Origin of the sequence: Paenimyroides baculatum, assembly GCF_008629655.1 — a bacterium.
Taxonomy (GTDB): Bacteria; Bacteroidota; Bacteroidia; order Flavobacteriales; family Flavobacteriaceae; genus Flavobacterium; species Flavobacterium baculatum.
In genome coordinates this window covers 274,227-294,914 of sequence record NZ_VWSG01000001.1, presented here as the reverse complement: position 1 = coordinate 294,914, position 20,688 = coordinate 274,227, and the positions used below count along the sequence as shown (strand labels likewise).

At 34.8% G+C, this 20,688-nt stretch carries 25 protein-coding genes; 19 read left to right on the top strand and 6 right to left on the bottom strand.

Annotated elements, in window-relative coordinates; translation table 11 throughout:
• Positions 1-145: 145 nt before the first annotated feature.
• Positions 146-2,992, bottom strand: a complete 2,847-nt coding sequence (leuS, locus tag F0460_RS01505; protein ID WP_150009556.1) for a leucine--tRNA ligase — start codon at positions 2,990-2,992, stop codon at positions 146-148.
• Between the two features lie 245 nt (positions 2,993-3,237).
• Here leuS and F0460_RS01500 point away from each other — a divergent pair, with 245 nt between their 5' ends.
• From F0460_RS01500 to F0460_RS01460, 9 genes are all read left to right on the top strand, one after another.
• A complete protein-coding gene (locus F0460_RS01500; protein ID WP_150009554.1) occupies positions 3,238-3,519 on the top strand; it encodes a hypothetical protein in 282 nt (93 codons plus the stop codon).
• A gap of 160 nt (positions 3,520-3,679) precedes the next feature.
• Positions 3,680-4,558 (top strand): cell division protein FtsX, encoded by an 879-nt coding sequence (locus tag F0460_RS01495; RefSeq protein WP_150009552.1) that lies wholly within the window; start codon positions 3,680-3,682, stop codon positions 4,556-4,558.
• 3 nt (positions 4,559-4,561) lie between these two features.
• A complete protein-coding gene (locus F0460_RS01490; protein ID WP_150009550.1) occupies positions 4,562-4,804 on the top strand; it encodes a DUF3098 domain-containing protein in 243 nt (80 codons plus the stop codon).
• An 11-nt stretch (positions 4,805-4,815) separates the two neighbouring features.
• Positions 4,816-5,631, top strand: a complete 816-nt coding sequence (locus F0460_RS01485; protein ID WP_150009548.1) for an undecaprenyl-diphosphate phosphatase — start codon at positions 4,816-4,818, stop codon at positions 5,629-5,631.
• Entirely contained in the window at positions 5,631-6,350 is a 720-nt protein-coding gene (gene truB / locus F0460_RS01480; protein ID WP_150009546.1) for a tRNA pseudouridine(55) synthase TruB, read from the top strand. Before F0460_RS01485 ends, truB begins: the two co-directional genes overlap by 1 nt.
• A gap of 15 nt (positions 6,351-6,365) precedes the next feature.
• Positions 6,366-6,920, top strand: coding sequence for a hypothetical protein (locus F0460_RS01475; protein WP_150009544.1), 555 nt, complete (start codon positions 6,366-6,368; stop codon positions 6,918-6,920).
• 6 nt (positions 6,921-6,926) lie between these two features.
• Positions 6,927-7,547, top strand: coding sequence for a YiiX/YebB-like N1pC/P60 family cysteine hydrolase (locus F0460_RS01470; RefSeq protein ID WP_150009542.1), 621 nt, complete (start codon positions 6,927-6,929; stop codon positions 7,545-7,547).
• Positions 7,548-7,762: 215 nt separating this feature from the next.
• Complete coding sequence (locus tag F0460_RS01465) at positions 7,763-8,521, top strand: isocitrate lyase/PEP mutase family protein (protein WP_150009540.1); 759 nt, start codon at positions 7,763-7,765, stop codon at positions 8,519-8,521.
• Positions 8,522-8,648: 127 nt separating this feature from the next.
• Positions 8,649-9,512 (top strand): cupin-like domain-containing protein, encoded by an 864-nt coding sequence (locus F0460_RS01460; protein WP_150009538.1) that lies wholly within the window; start codon positions 8,649-8,651, stop codon positions 9,510-9,512.
• A 13-nt stretch (positions 9,513-9,525) separates the two neighbouring features.
• Here F0460_RS01460 and F0460_RS01455 read toward each other — a convergent pair whose 3' ends face one another.
• Positions 9,526-10,131, bottom strand: a complete 606-nt coding sequence (locus F0460_RS01455) for a thioredoxin family protein (protein WP_190304062.1) — start codon at positions 10,129-10,131, stop codon at positions 9,526-9,528.
• 47 nt (positions 10,132-10,178) lie between these two features.
• On the opposite strand from F0460_RS01455, the gene F0460_RS01450 reads away from it, so the two are divergent.
• From F0460_RS01450 to frr, 5 genes are all read left to right on the top strand, one after another.
• A complete protein-coding gene (locus F0460_RS01450; protein ID WP_317132124.1) occupies positions 10,179-10,949 on the top strand; it encodes a patatin-like phospholipase family protein in 771 nt (256 codons plus the stop codon).
• A gap of 93 nt (positions 10,950-11,042) precedes the next feature.
• Positions 11,043-11,273, top strand: a complete 231-nt coding sequence (locus F0460_RS01445) for a hypothetical protein (protein ID WP_150009534.1) — start codon at positions 11,043-11,045, stop codon at positions 11,271-11,273.
• Between the two features lie 3 nt (positions 11,274-11,276).
• Positions 11,277-11,594, top strand: a complete 318-nt coding sequence (locus tag F0460_RS01440; RefSeq protein WP_150009532.1) for a type II toxin-antitoxin system RelE/ParE family toxin — start codon at positions 11,277-11,279, stop codon at positions 11,592-11,594.
• Positions 11,595-11,664: 70 nt separating this feature from the next.
• Positions 11,665-12,369: a UMP kinase gene (gene pyrH / locus F0460_RS01435; RefSeq protein ID WP_150009531.1), complete on the top strand. Its 705-nt coding sequence runs from the start codon at positions 11,665-11,667 to the stop codon at positions 12,367-12,369.
• Between the two features lie 17 nt (positions 12,370-12,386).
• Complete coding sequence (frr, locus tag F0460_RS01430) at positions 12,387-12,950, top strand: ribosome recycling factor (RefSeq protein WP_150009530.1); 564 nt, start codon at positions 12,387-12,389, stop codon at positions 12,948-12,950.
• Between the two features lie 68 nt (positions 12,951-13,018).
• On the opposite strand, the gene F0460_RS01425 is transcribed toward frr, so the two are convergent.
• Positions 13,019-13,897 carry a carboxypeptidase-like regulatory domain-containing protein gene (locus F0460_RS01425; RefSeq protein WP_150009529.1) on the bottom strand — a complete coding sequence of 293 codons (879 nt, stop codon included), beginning with the start codon at positions 13,895-13,897 and terminating at the stop codon, positions 13,019-13,021.
• A gap of 147 nt (positions 13,898-14,044) precedes the next feature.
• Here F0460_RS01425 and F0460_RS01420 point away from each other — a divergent pair, with 147 nt between their 5' ends.
• The 4 genes from F0460_RS01420 to F0460_RS01405 all read left to right on the top strand — a co-directional run bounded on the left by F0460_RS01420 (position 14,045) and on the right by F0460_RS01405 (position 16,568).
• Positions 14,045-14,611 (top strand): DUF6642 family protein, encoded by a 567-nt coding sequence (locus F0460_RS01420; RefSeq protein WP_150009527.1) that lies wholly within the window; start codon positions 14,045-14,047, stop codon positions 14,609-14,611.
• A gap of 205 nt (positions 14,612-14,816) precedes the next feature.
• Positions 14,817-15,209, top strand: a complete 393-nt coding sequence (locus F0460_RS01415; RefSeq protein ID WP_190304061.1) for a DUF3060 domain-containing protein — start codon at positions 14,817-14,819, stop codon at positions 15,207-15,209.
• A gap of 70 nt (positions 15,210-15,279) precedes the next feature.
• Entirely contained in the window at positions 15,280-16,032 is a 753-nt protein-coding gene (gene bla / locus F0460_RS01410) for a subclass B1 metallo-beta-lactamase (protein WP_150009525.1), read from the top strand.
• Entirely contained in the window at positions 16,032-16,568 is a 537-nt protein-coding gene (locus tag F0460_RS01405; RefSeq protein WP_150009524.1) for a YqiA/YcfP family alpha/beta fold hydrolase, read from the top strand. The genes bla and F0460_RS01405 overlap by 1 nt, the downstream gene beginning before the upstream one ends.
• Before the next feature lie 131 nt (positions 16,569-16,699).
• On the opposite strand, the gene F0460_RS01400 is transcribed toward F0460_RS01405, so the two are convergent.
• From F0460_RS01400 to F0460_RS01390, 3 genes are all read right to left on the bottom strand, one after another.
• Complete coding sequence (locus F0460_RS01400; RefSeq protein WP_150009523.1) at positions 16,700-17,194, bottom strand: DinB family protein; 495 nt, start codon at positions 17,192-17,194, stop codon at positions 16,700-16,702.
• Between the two features lie 114 nt (positions 17,195-17,308).
• Positions 17,309-18,220: an IS110 family RNA-guided transposase gene (locus F0460_RS01395; protein ID WP_223810742.1), complete on the bottom strand. Its 912-nt coding sequence runs from the start codon at positions 18,218-18,220 to the stop codon at positions 17,309-17,311.
• Positions 18,221-18,637: 417 nt separating this feature from the next.
• Positions 18,638-19,003 carry a hypothetical protein gene (locus tag F0460_RS01390; protein WP_150009522.1) on the bottom strand — a complete coding sequence of 122 codons (366 nt, stop codon included), beginning with the start codon at positions 19,001-19,003 and terminating at the stop codon, positions 18,638-18,640.
• Positions 19,004-19,143: 140 nt separating this feature from the next.
• Here F0460_RS01390 and asnS point away from each other — a divergent pair, with 140 nt between their 5' ends.
• The gene (gene asnS / locus F0460_RS01385; protein ID WP_150009521.1) at positions 19,144-20,580 is read left to right on the top strand and encodes an asparagine--tRNA ligase; all 1,437 of its coding nucleotides are present in this window, start codon (positions 19,144-19,146) and stop codon (positions 20,578-20,580) included.
• Positions 20,581-20,688 lie beyond the last annotated feature (108 nt).

Genomic DNA, 20,688 nt, shown 5'->3' with positions numbered 1-20,688 from the left:
CAAGCCAAAAAGAAAACCGCTCGGTTTATTGAGCGGTTTTTGTATAAATTAATTCGAATTCATATCGTCACTTCGAGTAACGAAACGCAGTGAAGTGTATCGAGAAGTTAAGTTCTCGACAAGCTCGAACTGACGAAGGTTTCTTTTAAAACCCAGCCAAATTGATGATTTTACCAGGAACGATAATTACTTTTTTAGGAGTTTTACCTTGTAATTGCGCCTGTGTGCGTTCATCGTTCATAATAATTTCTTCGATTTGTTCTGCGGTTAAATCTAAAGGTAATTCTATTTTAAAACGCATTTTTCCGTTGAACGAAACCGGATATTCTTTTGAACTCTCTATCAAATATTTCTCCTCGAACTTTGGAAATGGTTGTTGTGAAACTGAATCAGTATGACCCAACATATTCCATAATTCTTCTGCAATGTGCGGTGCATAAGGCGAAATTACAATTGACAACGGCTCTAAAATAGCTCGGTGGTTGCATTTTTGCTGTTGCAGTTCGTTTACACAGATCATGAATTGAGAAACCGATGTATTGAACGAGAAATTCTCGATATCTTCGGTTACCTTTTTGATTGTTTTATGTAACGATTTATACATTTCAGCCGTTGGTTCATCGTTGGTAACGATTAATCCGTTATCGTCTGCATACAAACGCCAAAGTTTTTTAAGGAAACCAAATACACCAGTAATTCCCGCAGTATTCCAAGGTTTAGATTGTTCTAACGGACCTAAAAACATTTCGTATAAACGCAAAGTGTCTGCACCGTATTCGTTACAAATATCATCCGGGTTTACTACGTTATACCAACGTTTAGACATTTTTTCAACTTCACGCCCAACATAGTACTTTCCGTTCTCTAATATAAATTCTGCTTCTTTAAATTCAGGAATCCAATTTCTTAATCCTTCAATATCAATTTCATCAGAAGCATTTACTAAACTTACATCAACTCGTAATTCTTCAACTTCATAATCGCCTTTAAGATTTTTAGAAACATATTTATTTGTTCCAGAAACTCTGTAAACGATTGCACTCATTCCCAAAATCATTCCTTGATTGATTAATTTTTGGAACGGTTCTTCGGTTGGTACTATATTAAAATCTTTTAAAAACTTGTTCCAAAAACGAGAGTACAGTAAATGTCCGGTTGCGTGTTCGCTTCCACCAATGTATAAATCTACATTTTGCCAGTAATCAATAGCTTCTTTCGATGCGATTTCGTTTTCATTATCAACATCCATATATCGCAACCAATACCAAGACGAACCTGCCCAACCCGGCATGGTGTTTAGTTCTAAAGGGAAAATGGTTTGAGATCCCTCACTTTCGTTCGGGATGACAAGATCACTTGAAACTACTTTATTATTTACGGTATCCCAAGCCCAATTTATCGCGTTACCTAATGGCGGCTGTCCGTCTTCGGTTGGTAAATATTTTTCTACTTCGGGTAATTCAATCGGTAAATATTTCGGATCGATCATTTTAGGTAATCCGTTCACATAATAAACCGGAAAAGGCTCACCCCAATAACGCTGACGCGAAAAAACAGCATCACGTAAACGGTAATTTACTTTGGCTTTGCCCTGCCCTATCTTTTCTAATTCGTCGATAGCTTTTTTAGTCCCTTCCTTGTAATCCATTCCGTTTAAAAAATCGGAATTCTGTAATTCAAAACCAGCTTTTTCGGTGTACGCTTCTTCAGAAATATCCTTATTAAAAATATTAATGATTTCAGGCATTCCGTTTTGTAAGGCAAAGTGTTTCGCAAACGCATAATCGCGCTCGTCACCACACGGAACCGCCATAACCGCACCCGTGCCGTAGCCTGCCAAAACATAATCGCCAATCCAGATTGCAACCGGTTCTTTGGTGAAAGGATGTTCTGCATACGCACCGGTAAACACACCCGAAATGGTTTTAACATCTGCCATACGCTCACGTTCTGATCGTTTTGACGTTGCTTGAATATACGCATCAACAGCCGCTTTTTGATCAGCAGTTGTAATTGCAGCAACCAATTCGTGTTCCGGAGCCAATGTCATGAAATTAACACCGAAAATAGTATCAGGACGCGTTGTGAACACTTCGATTGTTTCGTTTGATTCTTTTACATTAAAAGTTACAGACGCACCAACAGATTTTCCGATCCAGTTACGTTGTGCTTCTTTGATAGATTCACTCCAGTCGATCGTATCCAAACCTTGCAACAAACGTTCTGCATAAGCAGAAATACGCATGCTCCACTGAGTCATTTTTTTACGAATCACCGGATGCCCACCGCGTTCTGAAACACCGTTTACAATTTCATCGTTCGCCAAAACCGTTCCCAATGCAGGGCACCAGTTTACTTCGGTTTCAGCCAAATAGGTCAATCTGTATTTTAATAAAATTCTTTCTTGATCATCGGCAGAAAAAGCATTCCACTGATCGGCAGAAAAAACTTCGATATTTTCATCGGATACTGCATTTACAGTCGCATTTCCTTCTTTCGAAAATAAATCGATCAACGTACAGATGCTTTCTGCTTTATCGGTATTTTTATTGTACCACGCATTAAACAACTGAATAAAAATGCGCTGTGTATGTTTATAATATTCCGGATTTGATGTACGCACTTCGCGGTTCCAATCGAATGAAAAACCAATCTTATCCAGCTGTTCGCGGTAACGGTTTATGTTTGTTTCGGTTGTAACTGCAGGATGTTGCCCTGTTTGAATTGCGTATTGTTCTGCCGGCAAACCAAAAGAATCGTATCCTTGCGGATGCAGTACGTTAAAACCCTGATGGCGTTTGTAGCGCGCATAGATATCTGACGCAATGTAACCTAGCGGATGCCCAACGTGTAAGCCTGCACCAGACGGATAAGGAAACATGTCTAACACATAATATTTTGGTTTATTAGATTGATTACTTGCTTTGAACGTATTGTTATCGCTCCAGTATTTCTGCCATTTGGCTTCTATTTCTTTTGGATTGTATTTCATTTTGTAAGCCTGTGATTTTTAACAATTACAAAATTACTTTAAATTCTTTAGATTACTAATTTTTTATTATATTAACCAATCGTCGAAATTAATCTTGATTAATTTTAAGCGATTATTTTTTTTATACATTTGATTTAATCAAAAAAATCACAAACTTGCTTGAAATAACAAAAAACTTAATTATTTTAGAAAAAATTATCTTTACAAAAATAAATTACATTATAAAGTATTAAAAACATTTGAATATGACTACAACATTTAAACCTATAGAAAAAGAAGATATAGCAAAACTGCATTTTCCTGCCGAAGATGTTTTGACAGACAAACACGAGATTTTTCAACGCAAACAAGATCTTGAAAAAGCAATGGCAATGGGAAATACAGATCACGTGAAGATTGAAATTTTCTTTGAAGACGATAAAAACCAGCTGGTAGCCAATACAACTGTTTGGGCGGTAACACCCGAACATTTGGTGCTTAAAAAAGGCGTTACCATACCCGTGAACAGAATTTACCGCATCATATAAAAGCAGTTTTAAAATATTTATTTGTGTTATTCCGGACTTGTTCCGGAATCTCTTTTTTAGTTAAGAACGTAATTAGAAACATTAGTTTTTCAACATTCTAAAGATTGGTTAAGTATATTTTTAAATTGTTTATTATCTTTACCCATTAAAAAATAAAATTATGGCTACAGCGTACGAAAAATATCAAAAGCGCAGATTAATATCGTCTTACTTTTCGGTTATTTTAAGTATTTTTTTAGTGTTGTTTTTGTTGGGATCATTAGGAATGTTCGTTATTAATTATGGAAAAATATCGAACAATTTTAAGGAAAACATTCCAATGTCGATCTATTTTAAAGAGAATGTAAACGAAACACAGCTTGCAGCCTATCAAACCGAATTAGGTCAGCAGAAATTTATTAAAGACCTTACTTTTGTTCATAAAGATTCGGCAGCAAACGCACACCAAAAAACAATTGGCGAAGATTTCGTGAAGTTTTTAGGTTTTAATCCGCTACAACATTCGTTCGATTTACATTTTAACGGAGCTTACGTTGAAAAAGATTCTATTAAAGATATTGAAATAAGCATTAAAGAAAACCCGTTGGTTGACGAAGTTGTTTACGACTCGCAATTGGTTGATTTAGTGAACAAAAACATAAAAACAATCAGTTTCTGGATATTGATTATCAGTGGCGTATTTGCTTTTATATCAATACTTTTAATTAACAGTTCACTTCGATTATCGATCTATTCAAAACGTTTCATCATAAAAACCATGCAAATGGTTGGCGCAACAAAATCGTTCATTCGTAAACCATTCATCGTTACAAGCGTTAAATTGGGTGTAATAGGATCGGTTTTGGCAATTATTGGTATTTTGGCGTTAACAGCTTATGCAGACAGCAAACTGCCTACTTTGGGATTAATGAGCGATATACAGTCGATTGTTTTAGTATGTGGAACCGTTTTTATTGTCGGAATAATCATTACCTACATTAGCACGTATTTTGCAACACAGCGCTTTTTAAATTTAAAATCAGACGATTTATACCTGTAACTTATGGAAAATAATACCGAAAAATCATTTTTGTTTAGCAAACAGAACTACATACTTTTATTGGCAGGTGTCGCAGTAATTGCTTTAGGCTTTTTACTGATGGCAGGCGGAAACAGTGAAGATCCGAATGTTTTTAACGAAGCTGTTTTCAGTTTTAGAAGAATTCGTTTAGCACCAACCGTAATTTTTATTGGTTTTGGAATCTGCATTTATTCGATCTTTAAAAACCCTGCAAAAAAATCATAAAAAACTTTTAAATGGATTTATTACAAGCCATCATCATTGCAATTGTTGAAGGACTAACCGAATATTTACCTATATCATCTACAGCTCACATGGGCTTTACCGCGGCTCTTCTAGGAATGGAAGAGTCTGAGTTTTTAAAGATGTTTCAGGTTTCGATACAGTTTGGAGCCATATTATCGATCGTTGTTTTATACTGGAAAAAATTCTTCGATTTCAGCAACCTGCAATTCTATTACAAACTGGCATTTGCCGTAATTCCTGCATTGGGATTGGGCTATTTGTTAGATGATAAAATTGAAGCCGTTTTAGGAAATCAAATTGCCATTTCATCGGTTTTAGTCATCGGCGGAATCGTACTTTTATTTGTGGATCGCTGGTTTAAAAATCCTAAAATCATTCACGAAAAAGACATTTCGTTTAAAACGGCAATCACCATAGGTTTTTGGCAATGTTTGGCAATGATGCCCGGAACATCGCGTTCGGCAGCATCGATCATTGGTGGTATGACGCAAGGTTTAAGCAGAAAAGCAGCGGCTGAATTTTCGTTCTTTTTGGCAGTTCCAACCATGTTAGCCGTTACGGTTTACTCAATTTTTGTAAAAACCTGGGGTAAAGGAACAGCAACCGAAATGAAAGGTTACGAAATGATTTTACAAGATCAGCACCACATTATATTGTTCATAATTGGTAACGTTATTGCATTTATCACCGCTTTAATTGCCGTAAAAACATTCATTGCCGTACTTACTAAATACGGTTTTAAATTTTGGGGCTGGTACCGAATCATTATTGGTATTGGGTTGTTAATTTATTTTTATACGAAATAATGCAGAAGTTATCAAAGGAAGATTTTCTGGAAGGACATATTTTACTGATAGACAAACCGTTAACTTGGAGTTCTTTTCAGGCGGTAAACAAAATAAAATACGCGTTACTAAAAAATTTAGATCTACCGAAAAAGTTCAAAATTGGTCATGCGGGAACGTTAGATCCTTTAGCATCGGGACTTTTAATTATCTGTACAGGAAAATTCACCAAACGAATTGCCGAATTGCAAGGTCAGGTTAAAGAATACACCGGAACGATTACTGTTGGGGGAACAACACCGTCGTACGATTTGGAAACCGAAATTAATCAGGAATTTCCTACAGATCATATATCGAACGAATTAATAGAAGAAACTCGCAAGAAGTTTATTGGAATTATAGATCAGTTCCCTCCTATTTTTTCAGCGTTGAAGAAAGACGGAAAACGTTTGTACGAACATGCCCGTGCTGGCGAAGAAGTTGAAATTGCATCGAGAAAAATTGAAATTACCGAGTTCGAAATTACCCGAATTGCCTTACCTGAAATTGATTTCAGAGTGGTTTGCAGCAAAGGAACTTACATTAGATCTTTAGCTTTCGATTTTGGAAAAGCTTTAAATTCAGGCGGTCATTTAACTGCTTTACGAAGAACCAAAATAGGCGATTTTTCTGTGGATGATGCCACAGAACCGTTAGCCTTTGAAAAAATATACAATCCAAATTTTAAAGAAGCCGAATAAGCTTCTTTTTTGCTTATGAGAAAGATCTTTCAGATAAGTTTATTAATTTCTATATTTCAAGTAACTGCTCAAGAGAAGAAACCTGCTTTTGAACAATATCAGGCAATAGATTACATGTTACTATTCAACGCAAATTCAGACAAAGAAAGTTATTACGATGCCAATACCGGGCAAATGGAAGAACCTTCTAAATTTGTAATTGGCGGAATTGCCGGGCATTATGAATACGGAATTGCTTACAAGCAATGGATTCGCCTTGGACTACTTACAGGAATTCATGCAAACTATTTTGACAGTGCTTATACAATTCCAATTGCTCCGACTGTAACTTTAGCACCATTAATTGGCGGCGAAACCAGAATTTACGGTAAGGTAGCATATGGCTGGAATACGGCGATTGGCAGAGGAAACTTAAACGGAGTTTTTTCTCATTATCATTTTGGGGTTGAACTTGGCGGTGGTTCCAGAATTTTCTTATTTGCTAACGACCATCAATTTAGATTAAAACAACAGGTTTACCGTACATTAGGTATTGGTTTTGGCGGTACGCTTTTTAAAGATAAAAAATAATCAACTATGAAAAATATTCTATTCTTTTTACTTTTCTCCATATCTATTTTCGCTCAAAAAACCGAATTAAAAAATGGCGATCTGCTGTTTATCAATATAAATTGCGGCGGCATGTGCGATGCTATTAATGCAGTTACAAACGGTTATAAAAACAACGATTTTAACCACATGGGTTTGGTTGTTACCACAAATAATAAAGATTTTTTTGTTTACGAAGCTATTGGCAGTGCCGTTGTAAAAACCCCGTTGAATAATTTTCTGGCTTACACCAAAAACACGGTTTATGTCGGCAAATTAAAAAGTAAGTATACTGATTTAATTCCAAAAGCTATTTCGTTTTGCGAATCACAGTTAGGCGTTCCGTACGATGATGATTTTTTATACGATAACGGTAAATATTATTGTTCGGAATTAATTTACGATGCGTTTAAATTCGCCAATAAAAACAAACCGTTTTTTAAATTGTTCCTAATGACGTATAAAGAACCAAAGTCTGACAACTTTTTTCCTGTTTGGACGGAACATTTTGCAAAACGCGGAATAGAAATACCCGAAGGAAAACCGGGCTGTAACCCAGGCGGAATGAGTCTTGATAAAAAAATAACTTTGAAAGTTTTTCAAATGTAAAAGGTGCCTAAAAATAATCATTTGTCAAGCTGAACTTGATTCAGCTTCTCATAAAGTAGATAATGAAATTCCGGATCAAGTCCGGAATGACATAGTAAGAAATGTTTTTAGACAGCTTAACCTAATATTGCTCTAAAAAGTGCTTTGTAAAAAATCTTCTTTTGTTTCGATTTAAAAAAGCGTAACTTTATAAAGAACAAGAAAATTATAAAGTTATGAGTTTAGAAAAGTTTAAATCGTTACACAACCAAAACCAGCCGTTATTAATTGCCAATACCTGGGATGCTATTAGCAGTAAAGCTGCCGAAAAAGCGGGTTTTCAGGTAATAGGAACATCAAGCCATGCCATTGCAAATATTTTGGGATATGAAGACGGCGAGAATATTCCGTTTGAAGAAATGTTTTTTGTGGTCGAAAAAATCACAAAATCAACCTCACTATTGGTTTCTGCCGATTTTGAATCAGGATATTCAGACGATCCGCAACAGGTTGCTAAAAATGTAGAAAAATTGGTTGATGCCGGTATTCTAGGAATCAATCTGGAAGACGGATTAACCAACGGAAAAGATCGATCTTTAGGCGATATTTCTGTTTTGACTGATAAGATCAAAGCAATAAAATCGCATCTTCAATCAAAAGGAAAAGACATTTACATTAATGCGCGTATCGACACTTACACAACCAAACATCCCGATGCTATCAATGAAACTTTAAAGCGTATTAAAGCTTATGAAACTGCTGGTGCCGACGGATTTTTTGTTCCATTGATAAATACCGATGAAGATATTAAAGCTGTTTTAGAAACCACGAAACTACCCTTAAACGTTTTTATGAAAGACGGATTGAAAACCTACGAGGAGTTTGCTACTTTAGGTGTACACAGAGTAAGTTACGGTAACGGAATTCATGCAAAAATAACCGAAGCTACCAATAAAGCTTTTGATGATTTAATGAAAACTAAATCATTAAGTTAAATAAAAAAACGTAAATCCTTAACCCGAAAGGTTAAGGATTTATTGTTAAATAAAAGTTCAATAAAAAACAACAAATCTTTAAATTCACTACTTTTATCCATCATAGTATTTAAGCTGTAATTTAAGTATGAGTTTTAATTATATAGAGATTGAACGCGTAACAAAGCTTACGAAAAAAGAGTTCATAGAGAATTACTACAAAAAGCAGAAGCCTGTGGTAATTACCAATCAAATTGAAGACTGGCCTGCGTTTACCAAGTGGAATTTAGACTTTATTAAAGAAATTGCCGGCGATAAAACAGTTCCGCTTTACGACAGCAGAAAAACCGATTATACCAAAAAAGTAAACGAGCCCGATTTTAAAATGACAATGGCAGAATACATTGATATTTTAGAAAAAGGCCCGACCGATTTACGTATTTTTTTGTACAACCTTATGAAAGATGCTCCGTCTATGAAAGACGATATGCGTTGGCCAGATTTAGGAATCAGATTGCTTAAAAATTTGCCTTTGGTGTTTTTTGGTGGCGAGAACGCCAAGGTTTTTATGCATTACGATATTGATTTTCCAAATATTTTCCATTTTCATTTCGATGGAAAAAAGCAGTGTGTATTGGTAGATCCTAAAGAAACAAAATACATGTACCGTTTGCCGTATTCGTGGATTTGTCATGAAGAAATAGATTTTGACAATCCCGATTTTGACCGTTTTCCGGCACTTAAAAAGGTAAATCCGTACATTACGCAGTTACAGCACGGCGAAATGCTGTACATGCCCGAAGGTTGGTGGCATTACATGAAATATCAAACACCAGGATTTTCGTTAAGTTTGCGATCGTTGGCAGGCAGACCAAAAAATTTATTCAACGGTTTAAAGAATGTAGTTTTCAACAGATATTACGATAATTACATGCGTAAAACAAAAGGTCAACAATGGTTAGATTATAAAGATGCCGAAGCAATTAGACGAACGAATGCTTTATTGAAATAATCAAAAACGCAGCTTAATTAGCTGCGTTTTTTAATAAATTTATCAGTTCATTCTGCATAGAAATTCCTTTATCGTTGTTGTACCAAATCTGGATACCTTCCTTTACTTTGTCGTTAAAACCTCCGTTTTCATCTAACAGTCGTTTTACTTCAACTTGTGCAGTTGCAGGACGTGGGCCCCAAGTAAACAATTCCTTATCTAAATCGGCAGAAACCGCAATTAATTTAGGAATAGATTTTCCACCATTGGTTAAATAATTCTGCATTAATTCGTCGTTATCATCACGTAAAACCAAACGTAAATCAATCATTGGATTTATTTCAGCAAGCTTTTGCAATACCGGAACATTCTGCGCAGCATCGCCACACCAACTTTCTGTAAGCACTATCCAAACCTGTTTTTCGGTAATCTGTTTTGTAATGTTTTCCAATTCGGGAAGTATCTGTTGGGTCTTATCTAAACGCTTCATTCTGGCACGGTTCAGTTTTGTAAAATCGGTAAGCATCTCATTTTGCTCGTGTCCGGTTGAACTGTTCTCGTTAATTTTTTGGTCGATCAAATTTAAATAATCGTTATAAGACATCGAATTTTCGATTGCTTTTTGAAATATTGCCTGCATAATTTGTATTTTTATACAAAAATAACGATTTAACGTTACAAAAAATAATGAATAACAATTCAACCGTTTTCGGTTTGGCATTATCGGGCGGCGGTCATAAAGGAATTGCCCATGCCGGTGTATTACAGTTTTTAAACGAACAGGAAATTTTTCCTGAAATTATTTCGGGAACCAGCGCAGGATCCATCGTAGGCGGATTGTACGCTAACGGAATGACACCTAAAAGCATTCTTACTTTTTTTAAATCGGTTAGTTTGTTCAGCTGGACGCATTTATCTTTTAAAAAGGCTGGTTTTTTAGATGCCGATCAGTTTGCACGTTATCTTGATAAAGAATTTGGCGATAAAACCATTAAAGATTTAGATATCGAACTGTATATTTCGGCAACCGAAATCGAACGAGGCAAGTTAAAAATCTTTCATAAAAACACAAAAGTAGTTTCGGCAATATTGGCATCAAGCGCATTTCCTGGAGTATTTTCGCCGGTAATCATCAACAACAAAGTGTACAGCGATGGCGGTATTTTAAACAATTATCCGGTAAATACCATTCAGGGGCGTTGCGATTTTTTAATAGGCAGCAACGTAAATCCGGTGTTAATGTACAATCAAACTCGGTTTACATCGATAAAATCGGTTGCTTTGAGGGCGTTTGAAATTATGATGATGCAAAACACTTTTCCGCAAAACGAATTGTGCGATTGGCACATTCAGCCCGAAGCGCTTGCAAATTACAGTACCTTTAAACATCGAAAAAAAGAATGGACGAAATTTTTGACATCGGTTATCAGGAAGCAAAAAAGAACTTCGAAAAAATAAAAGATAAATTACCTTAATGAATCCGTTCATAATTGATAACTTTCAGTTATGTGATTTTTTTCGTAAATTTGAATTGTAAAGAGTTTTAAAACCATGGACTTACAAACAAGAAAAATAGAATTTGTACAGGCTTTTCTTAAACTTCAAAGTGAAGAAATGATTTCTCAATTTGAAAAACTTTTAAGAAACGCGAAACAATCAGAATCTGAAAACGATTTTGAGACTTTTACTGTGGAAGAACTAAACGAACGTATTTTACAATCGGAAAAAGATTTTGAAAACAACAAGTTTAAAACAACCGCCGAACTTCTTTCAAAATATTAAGCTGTGAAATATAAAATTGTGTGGTCGGCATTTTCTGAAAAACAGATCGATGGTATTTTCAATTATTACACGCAAAAAGCAACCTACAAACTTGCATTAGATATTGTTACAAAAATACTTTTAGCTCCCGATATTTTAATCGACAATCCAAAAATCGGACAAAAAGAACACACTTTACAACAAAGATTAATTACTTATCACTATATTTTAGCGTTGAATTATAAAATCATTTATTCCATTGATGACGATGAAATGCTGATAAAAATTGCCGATGTTTTCGATACCCGTCAGAACCCAAATAAAATAGAACGGGAAAAATAAAAGATAAATTACCTTAAGCGTTTTTAAAGAATAGCAAAAATAATATATTTGCAAATAAATTTCCTTCAGTATGAAATACAAAAGAATACTTCTAAAATTAAGCGGTGAAGCTTTAATGGGCGATAACCAGTACGGCATTGACCCAAATCGCTTGGCAGAATATGCTCAAGAAATAAAAAAAATCGTTAATTTAGGTGTGGAAGTAGCCATTGTAATTGGCGGAGGAAACATTTTTAGAGGTGTTGCCGGAGCAAGTAAAGGAATGGATCGCGTACAAGGCGATTATATGGGAATGCTGGCAACGGTAATTAACGGAATGGCGTTACAAGGTGCTTTGGAAGATGCCGGAATGCTTACCCGTTTGCAGACTGCCTTAAAAATTGAAGCAATTGCAGAACCTTACATTAAACGTAGAGCCGTTCGTCATTTAGAAAAAGGCAGAATTGTAATTTTTGGCGCAGGTACGGGAAATCCGTATTTTACAACTGATACCGCTGCTGTTTTAAGAGGAATTGAGGTTGGTGCCGATGTTATTTTAAAAGGAACGCGAGTTGACGGTGTTTATACTGCCGATCCTGAAAAAGATCCTAATGCAACTAAATACGAAAACATTTCGTTTGCCGATGTTTTGGAAAAAGGATTAAATGTTATGGATACTACCGCATTTACTTTAAGTCAGGAAAACAACTTACCAATTGTTGTTTTTGATATGAACAAAGAGAGTAATTTATTAAAAGTTTGCCAAGGCGACTACATTGGTACAACGGTTTATTAACAAAGATATTTTAAGCAATGACAGAAGAAATTAATTTTATTATAGACGAAGCAAAAGAATCAATGAGCGGTTCTATTGAGCATTTAAACAAAGCCTTGTTAAACATTCGTGCTGGTAAAGCTAACCCGCAAATGTTGGGTGCTGTTTTTGTAGATTACTACGGATCGGCAACTGCTTTATCACAAGTAGCAAACATCAACGTACCCGATCCGCGTACGTTAACTGTTACGCCTTGGGAAAAAAACATGTTACAGCCTATTGAAAAAGCAATCATGATTGCCAATCTAGGTTTGAACCCAATGAACAATGGTGATTTGATCATCATTAACATTCCTGCGTTAACAGAAGAACGTCGTAAAGATTTAGCAAAACAGGCTAAAACCGAAGCGGAAGATGCTAAAATATCGATCCGTAACGCACGTAAAGATGCGAATACCGATATCAAAAAACAGGAAAAGGAAGGAACTTCTGAAGATGTTTGTAAAGATGCCGAAGACCGCGTTCAGAAATTAACCGATAATTTCATTAAAAAAATCGATGAAATCTACGCTGAAAAAGAAGCAGAAATCATGAAAGTATAATTAAAAAGCCACTCAATCGAGTGGCTTTTCTGCTAAATAAATAGCTATCAAAAATGTTTGTATTGGTTCTAGTTTGTAAGGGTAATTTCGCACATAAATGAATAAGCTTTGTTTTCATCAAAGGTTATTTTAGATTCCGTGGTCGTTTTCCATTCAGTTTGTATTACACTGATTTTTACTAATGCCTCATTTGGATTTTTAATTTCTTCAGCTTCAAAGTTTGGGTTATATTTAAATCTAATTTCATTGTCATGTAGATCTTCTACCAAATTCTCTTGTATTGTTAACCAATCAAATACTATTACAATGCCATTCTTTGGAAATTCAATATTCAATTCAGAAAGATCTATTTGTGATTTTTTATAACCTTTTTCCGCTACTCCATTAATAAAATTGTCGTGTAATAATTGATTTGGTTTACCATCTTCATCTGCCTCATAAATTTTGATTTCATAGGTAGAATTTTTATCTTTTGACCTTAATAAAAATGTTATTTTTTTTATAAATGGAGTTGTACTGTATTCTTCAAAATATGGAAACATGCGTCCAAAGGACCAAACAACCTTATCTGTATTAGCTCCCATTCCATAATTATAGCTAGAAAAGAGCTTTTTTTTAATACTTCCCACCTTAACTTCCTTTGTTCCTAACTTTGGAACAATCACAACCTCATCTAAAAGTTCGCTTTTTGGTTCCAATAAAACAATATCGGTTAAAAGCTGTTGTTTAGCTTCGTAGCCAACGGCATCAAAAACAAAAATTTCGTGTAAAAATTCATTGGGTATTATAAAACTTCCGTCGGGTTCGGCATTTACCTTAAAAGTTCCGTTTTCAGTAAAAATACTTGTGTATGCAATTGGTTCATTGGTTGAACTATCTTTTACTAAAAAAGATTTTTGTGCAACGGCTGGTATCGAAAGTAAAAAGAAAAGTAACAGTTGTTTCATAAATACAATTTGGTTATTGCAAACCTAATTGTTAAAACGTTAAAGAAATTTAAATAGTATATTAAATATTACAAAAATTTAATGATTGGCAAAAACGATCGCTTTTTTAAAAGTAAACGAAATAATATCTTTGATAAAAAATAACCGATGTATTTATCTAACGATCAACTGAAATTATTTTGCTTGGAATGCGTTAAAACGGTCGATGAATCTGCAGAAAGCAAAATATTTCCGCTTTTGGAACAACTGGTTAAACAGCACAGCATGGTGAATGTGTACAAAGCCGTTGATTCTATTGAAGATTTTGAAAACAGTTTAAACACGCTACTGTATGAGGATCGAAATTTTAAAGATTACGATCTGCTTTATTTTATCTGTGGCGGAAGTGAAAACGAGATTATTGTAAACGATTATTTATACACTTTAGAAGAAATCGCAGAACTTTTTGAAGGAAAATTAAAAGGTAAAATACTGCATTTCGCAAATTCTAAAACACTGAATTTGGATAGTGAAACTGCTCAATATTTTTTAGATGTCACGGGCGCAAAAGCTATTTCGGGCTATCAGGATCAAAGCTTTACGAGCAGCATGTTGTTAGATTATCATTTTTTTAGTCTGTACCCCGATTTTGATGACGTTACCGATGTTGTTGAAGCGTTGTTTCAAAAACATTACGCTCTTTGCACCAATTTAGGATTTCATCTGTATTATTAATTCCCAGTCTTCGTCGCAGTCATCCTGAACTTGATTCAGGATCGCATACTTAAATGTAAAATAATGAGAAGCTGACCCGAGCTTGCGAACAGAACGAAGTTAAACAAGTTCAGCTTGACAAATGTAAATCATAGCAGAGTTAAATTTTAAATAGGCAATTGAAGAAATTGGTATTAAAATTGTATATTTATTAAAAATGAAAATTATGAAAAAGAGAATTATAGCACTCACCGTTTTATGTTTAGGAATTGTAACCGCTGCCACTGCGGCAAAACTGATTCCTAATACTGCAAGTGAACAAAAATCAGACGATAAGCAGAAAGAAATCGTTATTGAAGGTGTCGGAATTTCTAAAACAATTGAAGCTACCGGCGATGAAACGATCAGAATTGAAGGCACCAACAACAAAATCACCATTAAAGGTTCGTGTAACGCCATTAAAATTGAAGGTGTAGACAATGTTGTTACGGTTGACGATGTAAAATCTATCAGTGTTGAAGGAACCGGAAACAAAGTCAACTATAAGAAAACATCGGCTGCCGATGGCAAAGTTATTAGTGCAGTTGCCGGTGTAAACAATAAAATCACGAAAATATAAGCAGTTAAAATCCGTTTTTAAATTGAAACGGATTTTTTGTTTTTGTACTTTTGAATGAAATCTGCATTCCATGAAAATCATTCAATTATTTCTGCTTTCTGTTATTTTTATAGTAACCTTAAGCTGTTCTGCACAAAAGAAAAAATCAGAAAACAAAACCTTTTATCAGTCCGAAACATTGATAATTACACAGGTTTCGCCGAACGTGTATCAGCATACATCGTTTTTACAAACCGAAAGTTTTGGTAATGTTCCCTGCAACGGAATGATTGTACACAACAATAACGAGACGGTTGTTTTTGATACGCCGGTTAACGATGAAATTTCAGAAGAATTGATCCAATGGATTCAAAACAGCTTAAAAAGCAAAATAAATGCGGTAGTTCCTACTCATTTTCATGATGACTGTTTGGGTGGATTGAATGCGTTTCATAAACACCATATTCCATCGATAGCAAACAGCAAAACAATCGAAATTGCAAAAGAAAAGAAACTTCCTGTTCCTTTAAAATCGTTTACCAATCAAGAAAAAATAGCAGTCGGAAACCAATTTACAGAACTTTATTTTTTTGGAGAAGGTCATACCAAAGACAATATTGTAGCGTATTATCCTAACGAAAAAGTGTTGTTTGGCGGATGTTTGATTAAGGAATTAAACGCTGGAAAAGGAAATTTAGCTGATGCAAATGAAGCAGCATGGGCAGAAACAGCAACTAAATTAAAAAGCACGATTACCGATGCCAAAATAGTAATTCCCGGACACGGTTCAACAGGAAACACCGCTTTAATTGATTACACCATAAAATTATTCACACAAAAATAATGCAGTACGTTTACATTCACGGTTTTGGCACCACAGGCGCAAACAGCACCAAGTTTAAAAAAATTCTGGCACACGCAACGGCAAAAAATGCAAAAGCAATTGCGTTGGAATGGAACGAACATCAGCCGGATATTTTAGAACAACTGACTTTGCAACTTGAAAACGAAATTGATTGGAAAGAACCGGTTTGTTTGATCGGATCATCGACCGGTGGAAATTTCACGTACCAGCTTTTAGAGCAATTTGCAGATACAGAAATATCGTTTGTTTTGATAAATCCTTTGCTGAATGTGGAACAACGAAAAATAGACAATTATCTTTTTCCGATGTTGCTGGCAAATCAATTAAAAAATCCGTCAGCAGATTTATCAAACGGATTGATTCTTTTAGGAAAAAACGACGAAGTTTTAGATTACAATTATACCTACGAGCGTTTGCATAAATTAAACGAAATCATTGTAGGCGAATGGAATCACACCTTGAGTAATTTAGATACCGCCGAATTGTTACGTTTGATTGATTCTGTAAACGAATAAATTTAATTAAAACTATCTGAAAGTTACTACTTGTCAAGCTGAACTTGATTCAGCTTCCCATCATTAATTTGAGACTTCGAATCAAGTTCGAAATGATAACCTGTTATATAATTTTTCAAGTAGCAATTTTTTTACGCTTTATCATCTGCAGACGGACCGTAAATTCCTGGAACAGGAATATCCAGCAAACGCATATAAACCGTTAACTGCCCGCGGTGGTGAATTAAATGGTTAGTTACAATAAAACGCAACGCACCGGTTTTTGGCATGGAAGCAATTACATGATCGCCCGCTTTTAAAGCCCAATCTTCAAAAACAACGGCTTCGTCCATTTGTTCAATGATTGCTTTGTTTTTTTCAAAATCACTTTCCAATTTACTCAACAAATCATCAACCGAAGTTAATTTTGTAGACGTATAATCAACATGGAAATCAAAGGTTTCTTTGCTTAAAACAAAATCAACCCAGTTGTGCAGTTCAACAATATGGTTTACCAATTCACCTAAAGTCATTGACTTTTCGTGTGGTTTGTAACCAAAACTCTCGTTGTTCAAACGACTAATAATGCGTTTTGTATTTCCTTTTTCGCGCTCTAATTCAATTAGTAATGCTTTTTTAATGCTCATTTTTATTTTGTTTTTATTGTTTAGAATTATTGTAAAATTAATCTTTACCACAGATTCTGTATTAACCACCAAATAAAATATGTATTTTTTATATATTTGAGATTCAAAACAGCTTTATGCTAGTTTCAAAGAGGGCTTGTCATTTTGTACAGCTCTCTTTTCTTTTTCATATTCAGGGTTATAGTTGATTTTGTTTTTCCAAAGGATAAAAGATAATTCCAATAATTTCCTTTGTACTGCTACTAAGCCTTTCATTTTGATTCCGTGTTTTGCCACTAATCTCGCATATAAATCCTTGTGTATCGGATTGTATTTCACGGCTGATAACGATGGTAAATGCATTGCCTTCCGTATGTGTCGATTTCCTTTTTTGGATAGTCTGGGTTTCCCTTTTACCGATGTTCCCGATTGCTTTTCTTTTATATCCATTCCTGCGTAGCTGGTCAATTGTTTCTTACTTCGTATAAGTTCAAAACCATTGGTTTCGGCTAAAATAATCGTTGCTGTTAGTTCTCCCATTCCCGGAATGGTAGAGATTCGTTTTACTTGTTCTTTTATGGCTGGGTTTTCATTTAGTATTATGGCTATTTCTTGCTTAATTTCTTGTTCTTGTTTGTTGAGGAATTTTATCAGTTCATTGATCCTTCTAATACTTCCTTCATTGGGAAAAGCCTCGCTTTCTTCTGCGTGTAAACGATTTTTACAAACAGTTCTTTCATTTACTATCTGGTCTCGTTCACGGGTTAATTGTTGTAAGCTTCGATAAGTATCATCAGGTTTGTTCCAATCTTCCAACTTTCTTTCCAAACCAAACCTTGTAATAGCTTCACTACAAGTCTTATCCGTTACGGTCTTCGTGTCCAAAGTTCGCATATAATTACTGATTTTGTTGGGAAGAACAATACTTATATTACAGCCTTTTTCTATTATAAAACAAGCGAACTTCTGATGATAAACTCCGGTGGCTTCCATCACGATACGGACGGGGAATTCAACAATAGTATTCTTCTCAAGCCATTTATACAAGGCCTCGAATCCTGTTTCTTTGTTCTTGAAAACCGATGAGAATACAACTCAATGCTTAAATCTTCGTTTAGCCTGCCTAAACTCACTTCTAATTCTTTTTGGGAAACATCGACTCCTAATACTTGCTTTAAAACTTTCATTTCCAACTTTTTTTGTGAATAAAACTAAAATTATAAGATAAAAAATCTCCCTTCGTCTTGTCTCCTGGTTGGATATTCTGGATATAATCTTATGGTTGATTATTCCTTACATTCTGTTCAGACTCTAAAAGATAAAACAAGAATGAGGTTATATCTGTGGCTGAATATACATTACTATGTTATTTAATGCACTGTCAACTCTCATCCTTTTTTATCTTATTTTATTCAAATTTATAACTTTGCAAACATAGGAGATACACAGATTTTAAAAATCAGGTCAGGAATTACGATAATAACCATCAATTCTTTCGCCAGATTCAAGAATTATATCATCATTATTAAATTCATCTATAATAAAAGAAGTACACAACATTATTCCCAAATAAATTAAAGGCAACATACTTATTATAGACCAAAAAATTCTTTTTTTAAGTTTATGATTTTTGTCATTTAATATGAATATTGAATTAATAAGCCCCCACAAAAGAGACACAGCCCATAACATGTAAATTGCTGCAATCATGGTTAAATAAATATTTCTATTAGAAACCCTATACTGTTGAGTATAGTTAGCTATTATAAATGCAATAATTGGTAAAACACAAATTATTATTGCATTTCTTTGAAATCTAGCTATTTTCATTTATTAGCAATTATAAATACACTATATCAAAGATATAAAAATCGGCAACCAACAGCTTAAAAATTAATCGTACCAAAAACTAAAAAAAGTTGTAATTTTACCCACTGTAATTATTGACATCTAAATTATAGCAAAATATAATGAAACATACTAAGATTAAAGATCTTTTAGCAGGTTCAAGTCTTTTACAAGAAGTAGTGGCTAAAGGCTGGGTTCGTACTTTTAGAAACAACCAGTTCATTGCGTTAAACGACGGATCTACCATTCATAACATACAATGCGTTTTAGAATTAGACGCTTTTCCTGAAGAAACCATTAAACGTATTACAACCGGCGCAGCAATTAGCGTTAAAGGTACATTGGTTGAAAGTCAGGGTAAAGGTCAGAAATACGAAATTCAGGCAAATACGTTGGAGATTTTAGGCGATTCTGATGCCGAAAAATATCCGATACAGCCTAAAAAACACTCGTTAGAATTTTTACGCGAAAATGCTCATTTGCGCATTCGTACCAATATGTTTGGTGCTATTATGCGTGTGCGCAGTACGCTTTCTTACGCGGTGCACAAATACTTTCAAGATAACGGATTTTTCTATGTAAACACGCCGATTATCACGGGATCTGATGCCGAAGGTGCTGGTGAAATGTTTCAGGTTACATCACTTCCTTTAGATGGTTCTGCTCCGAAAAACGAAGACGGAAGCATTAATTACAAAGAAGATTTCTTCGGCAAGCATACCAATTTAACCGTTTCGGGTCAGTTAGAAGGCGAAGCGTATGCAATGGCATTGGGATCGATCTATACATTCGGACCGACTTTCCGTGCTGAAAATTCAAACACATCGCGCCATTTAGCCGAGTTTTGGATGATCGAGCCTGAAGTTGCCTTTAATAATTTAGATGATAATATGGATTTGGCGGAAGATTTCATCAAATTCGTAATTAAATATACGGTTGAAAAATGCGAAGACGATTTATTACAGTTGGAAGCACGATTGATAGACGAAGAAAAATCGAAACCACAGGCAGATCGTTCGGAAATGACATTGATGGAGAAACTGAAATTTGTTATGGAAAACAATTTCAAACGTGTTTCTTACACCGAAGCTATTGATATTTTAAAAGGATCGAAACCGAACAAAAACAAAAAATTCCAGTATTTAATTGAAGAATGGGGTGCCGATTTACAAAGTGAGCATGAGCGTTTCTTGGTTGAAAAACACTTTAAATGTCCGGTAATTTTGTTTGATTATCCTGCAGATATTAAATCGTTCTACATGCGTTTGAACGACGATGGTAAAACGGTTCGTGCAATGGATATTTTATTCCCTGGAATCGGTGAAATCGTAGGCGGATCGCAACGTGAAGAACGCTACGATGTGTTGGTAGAAAAAATGCAGGCATTAAATATTCCCGAAGAAGAATTATGGTGGTACTTGGATACCCGTAAATTTGGATCGGCAGTTCACTCTGGATTTGGTTTAGGTTTTGAACGTTTGGTATTGTTCGTAACCGGCATGACCAACATTCGCGACGTAATTCCGTTCCCAAGAACACCACAAAACGCAGAATTTTAAAAAAGAATCTTTCATAGATTTTATAGCATATTAAGTTTGACACAACGCTAATTATTTGTTATTTTTGAATAAATTAGTTTGTGTCAAACTTTTTTTATTACTAAAAGT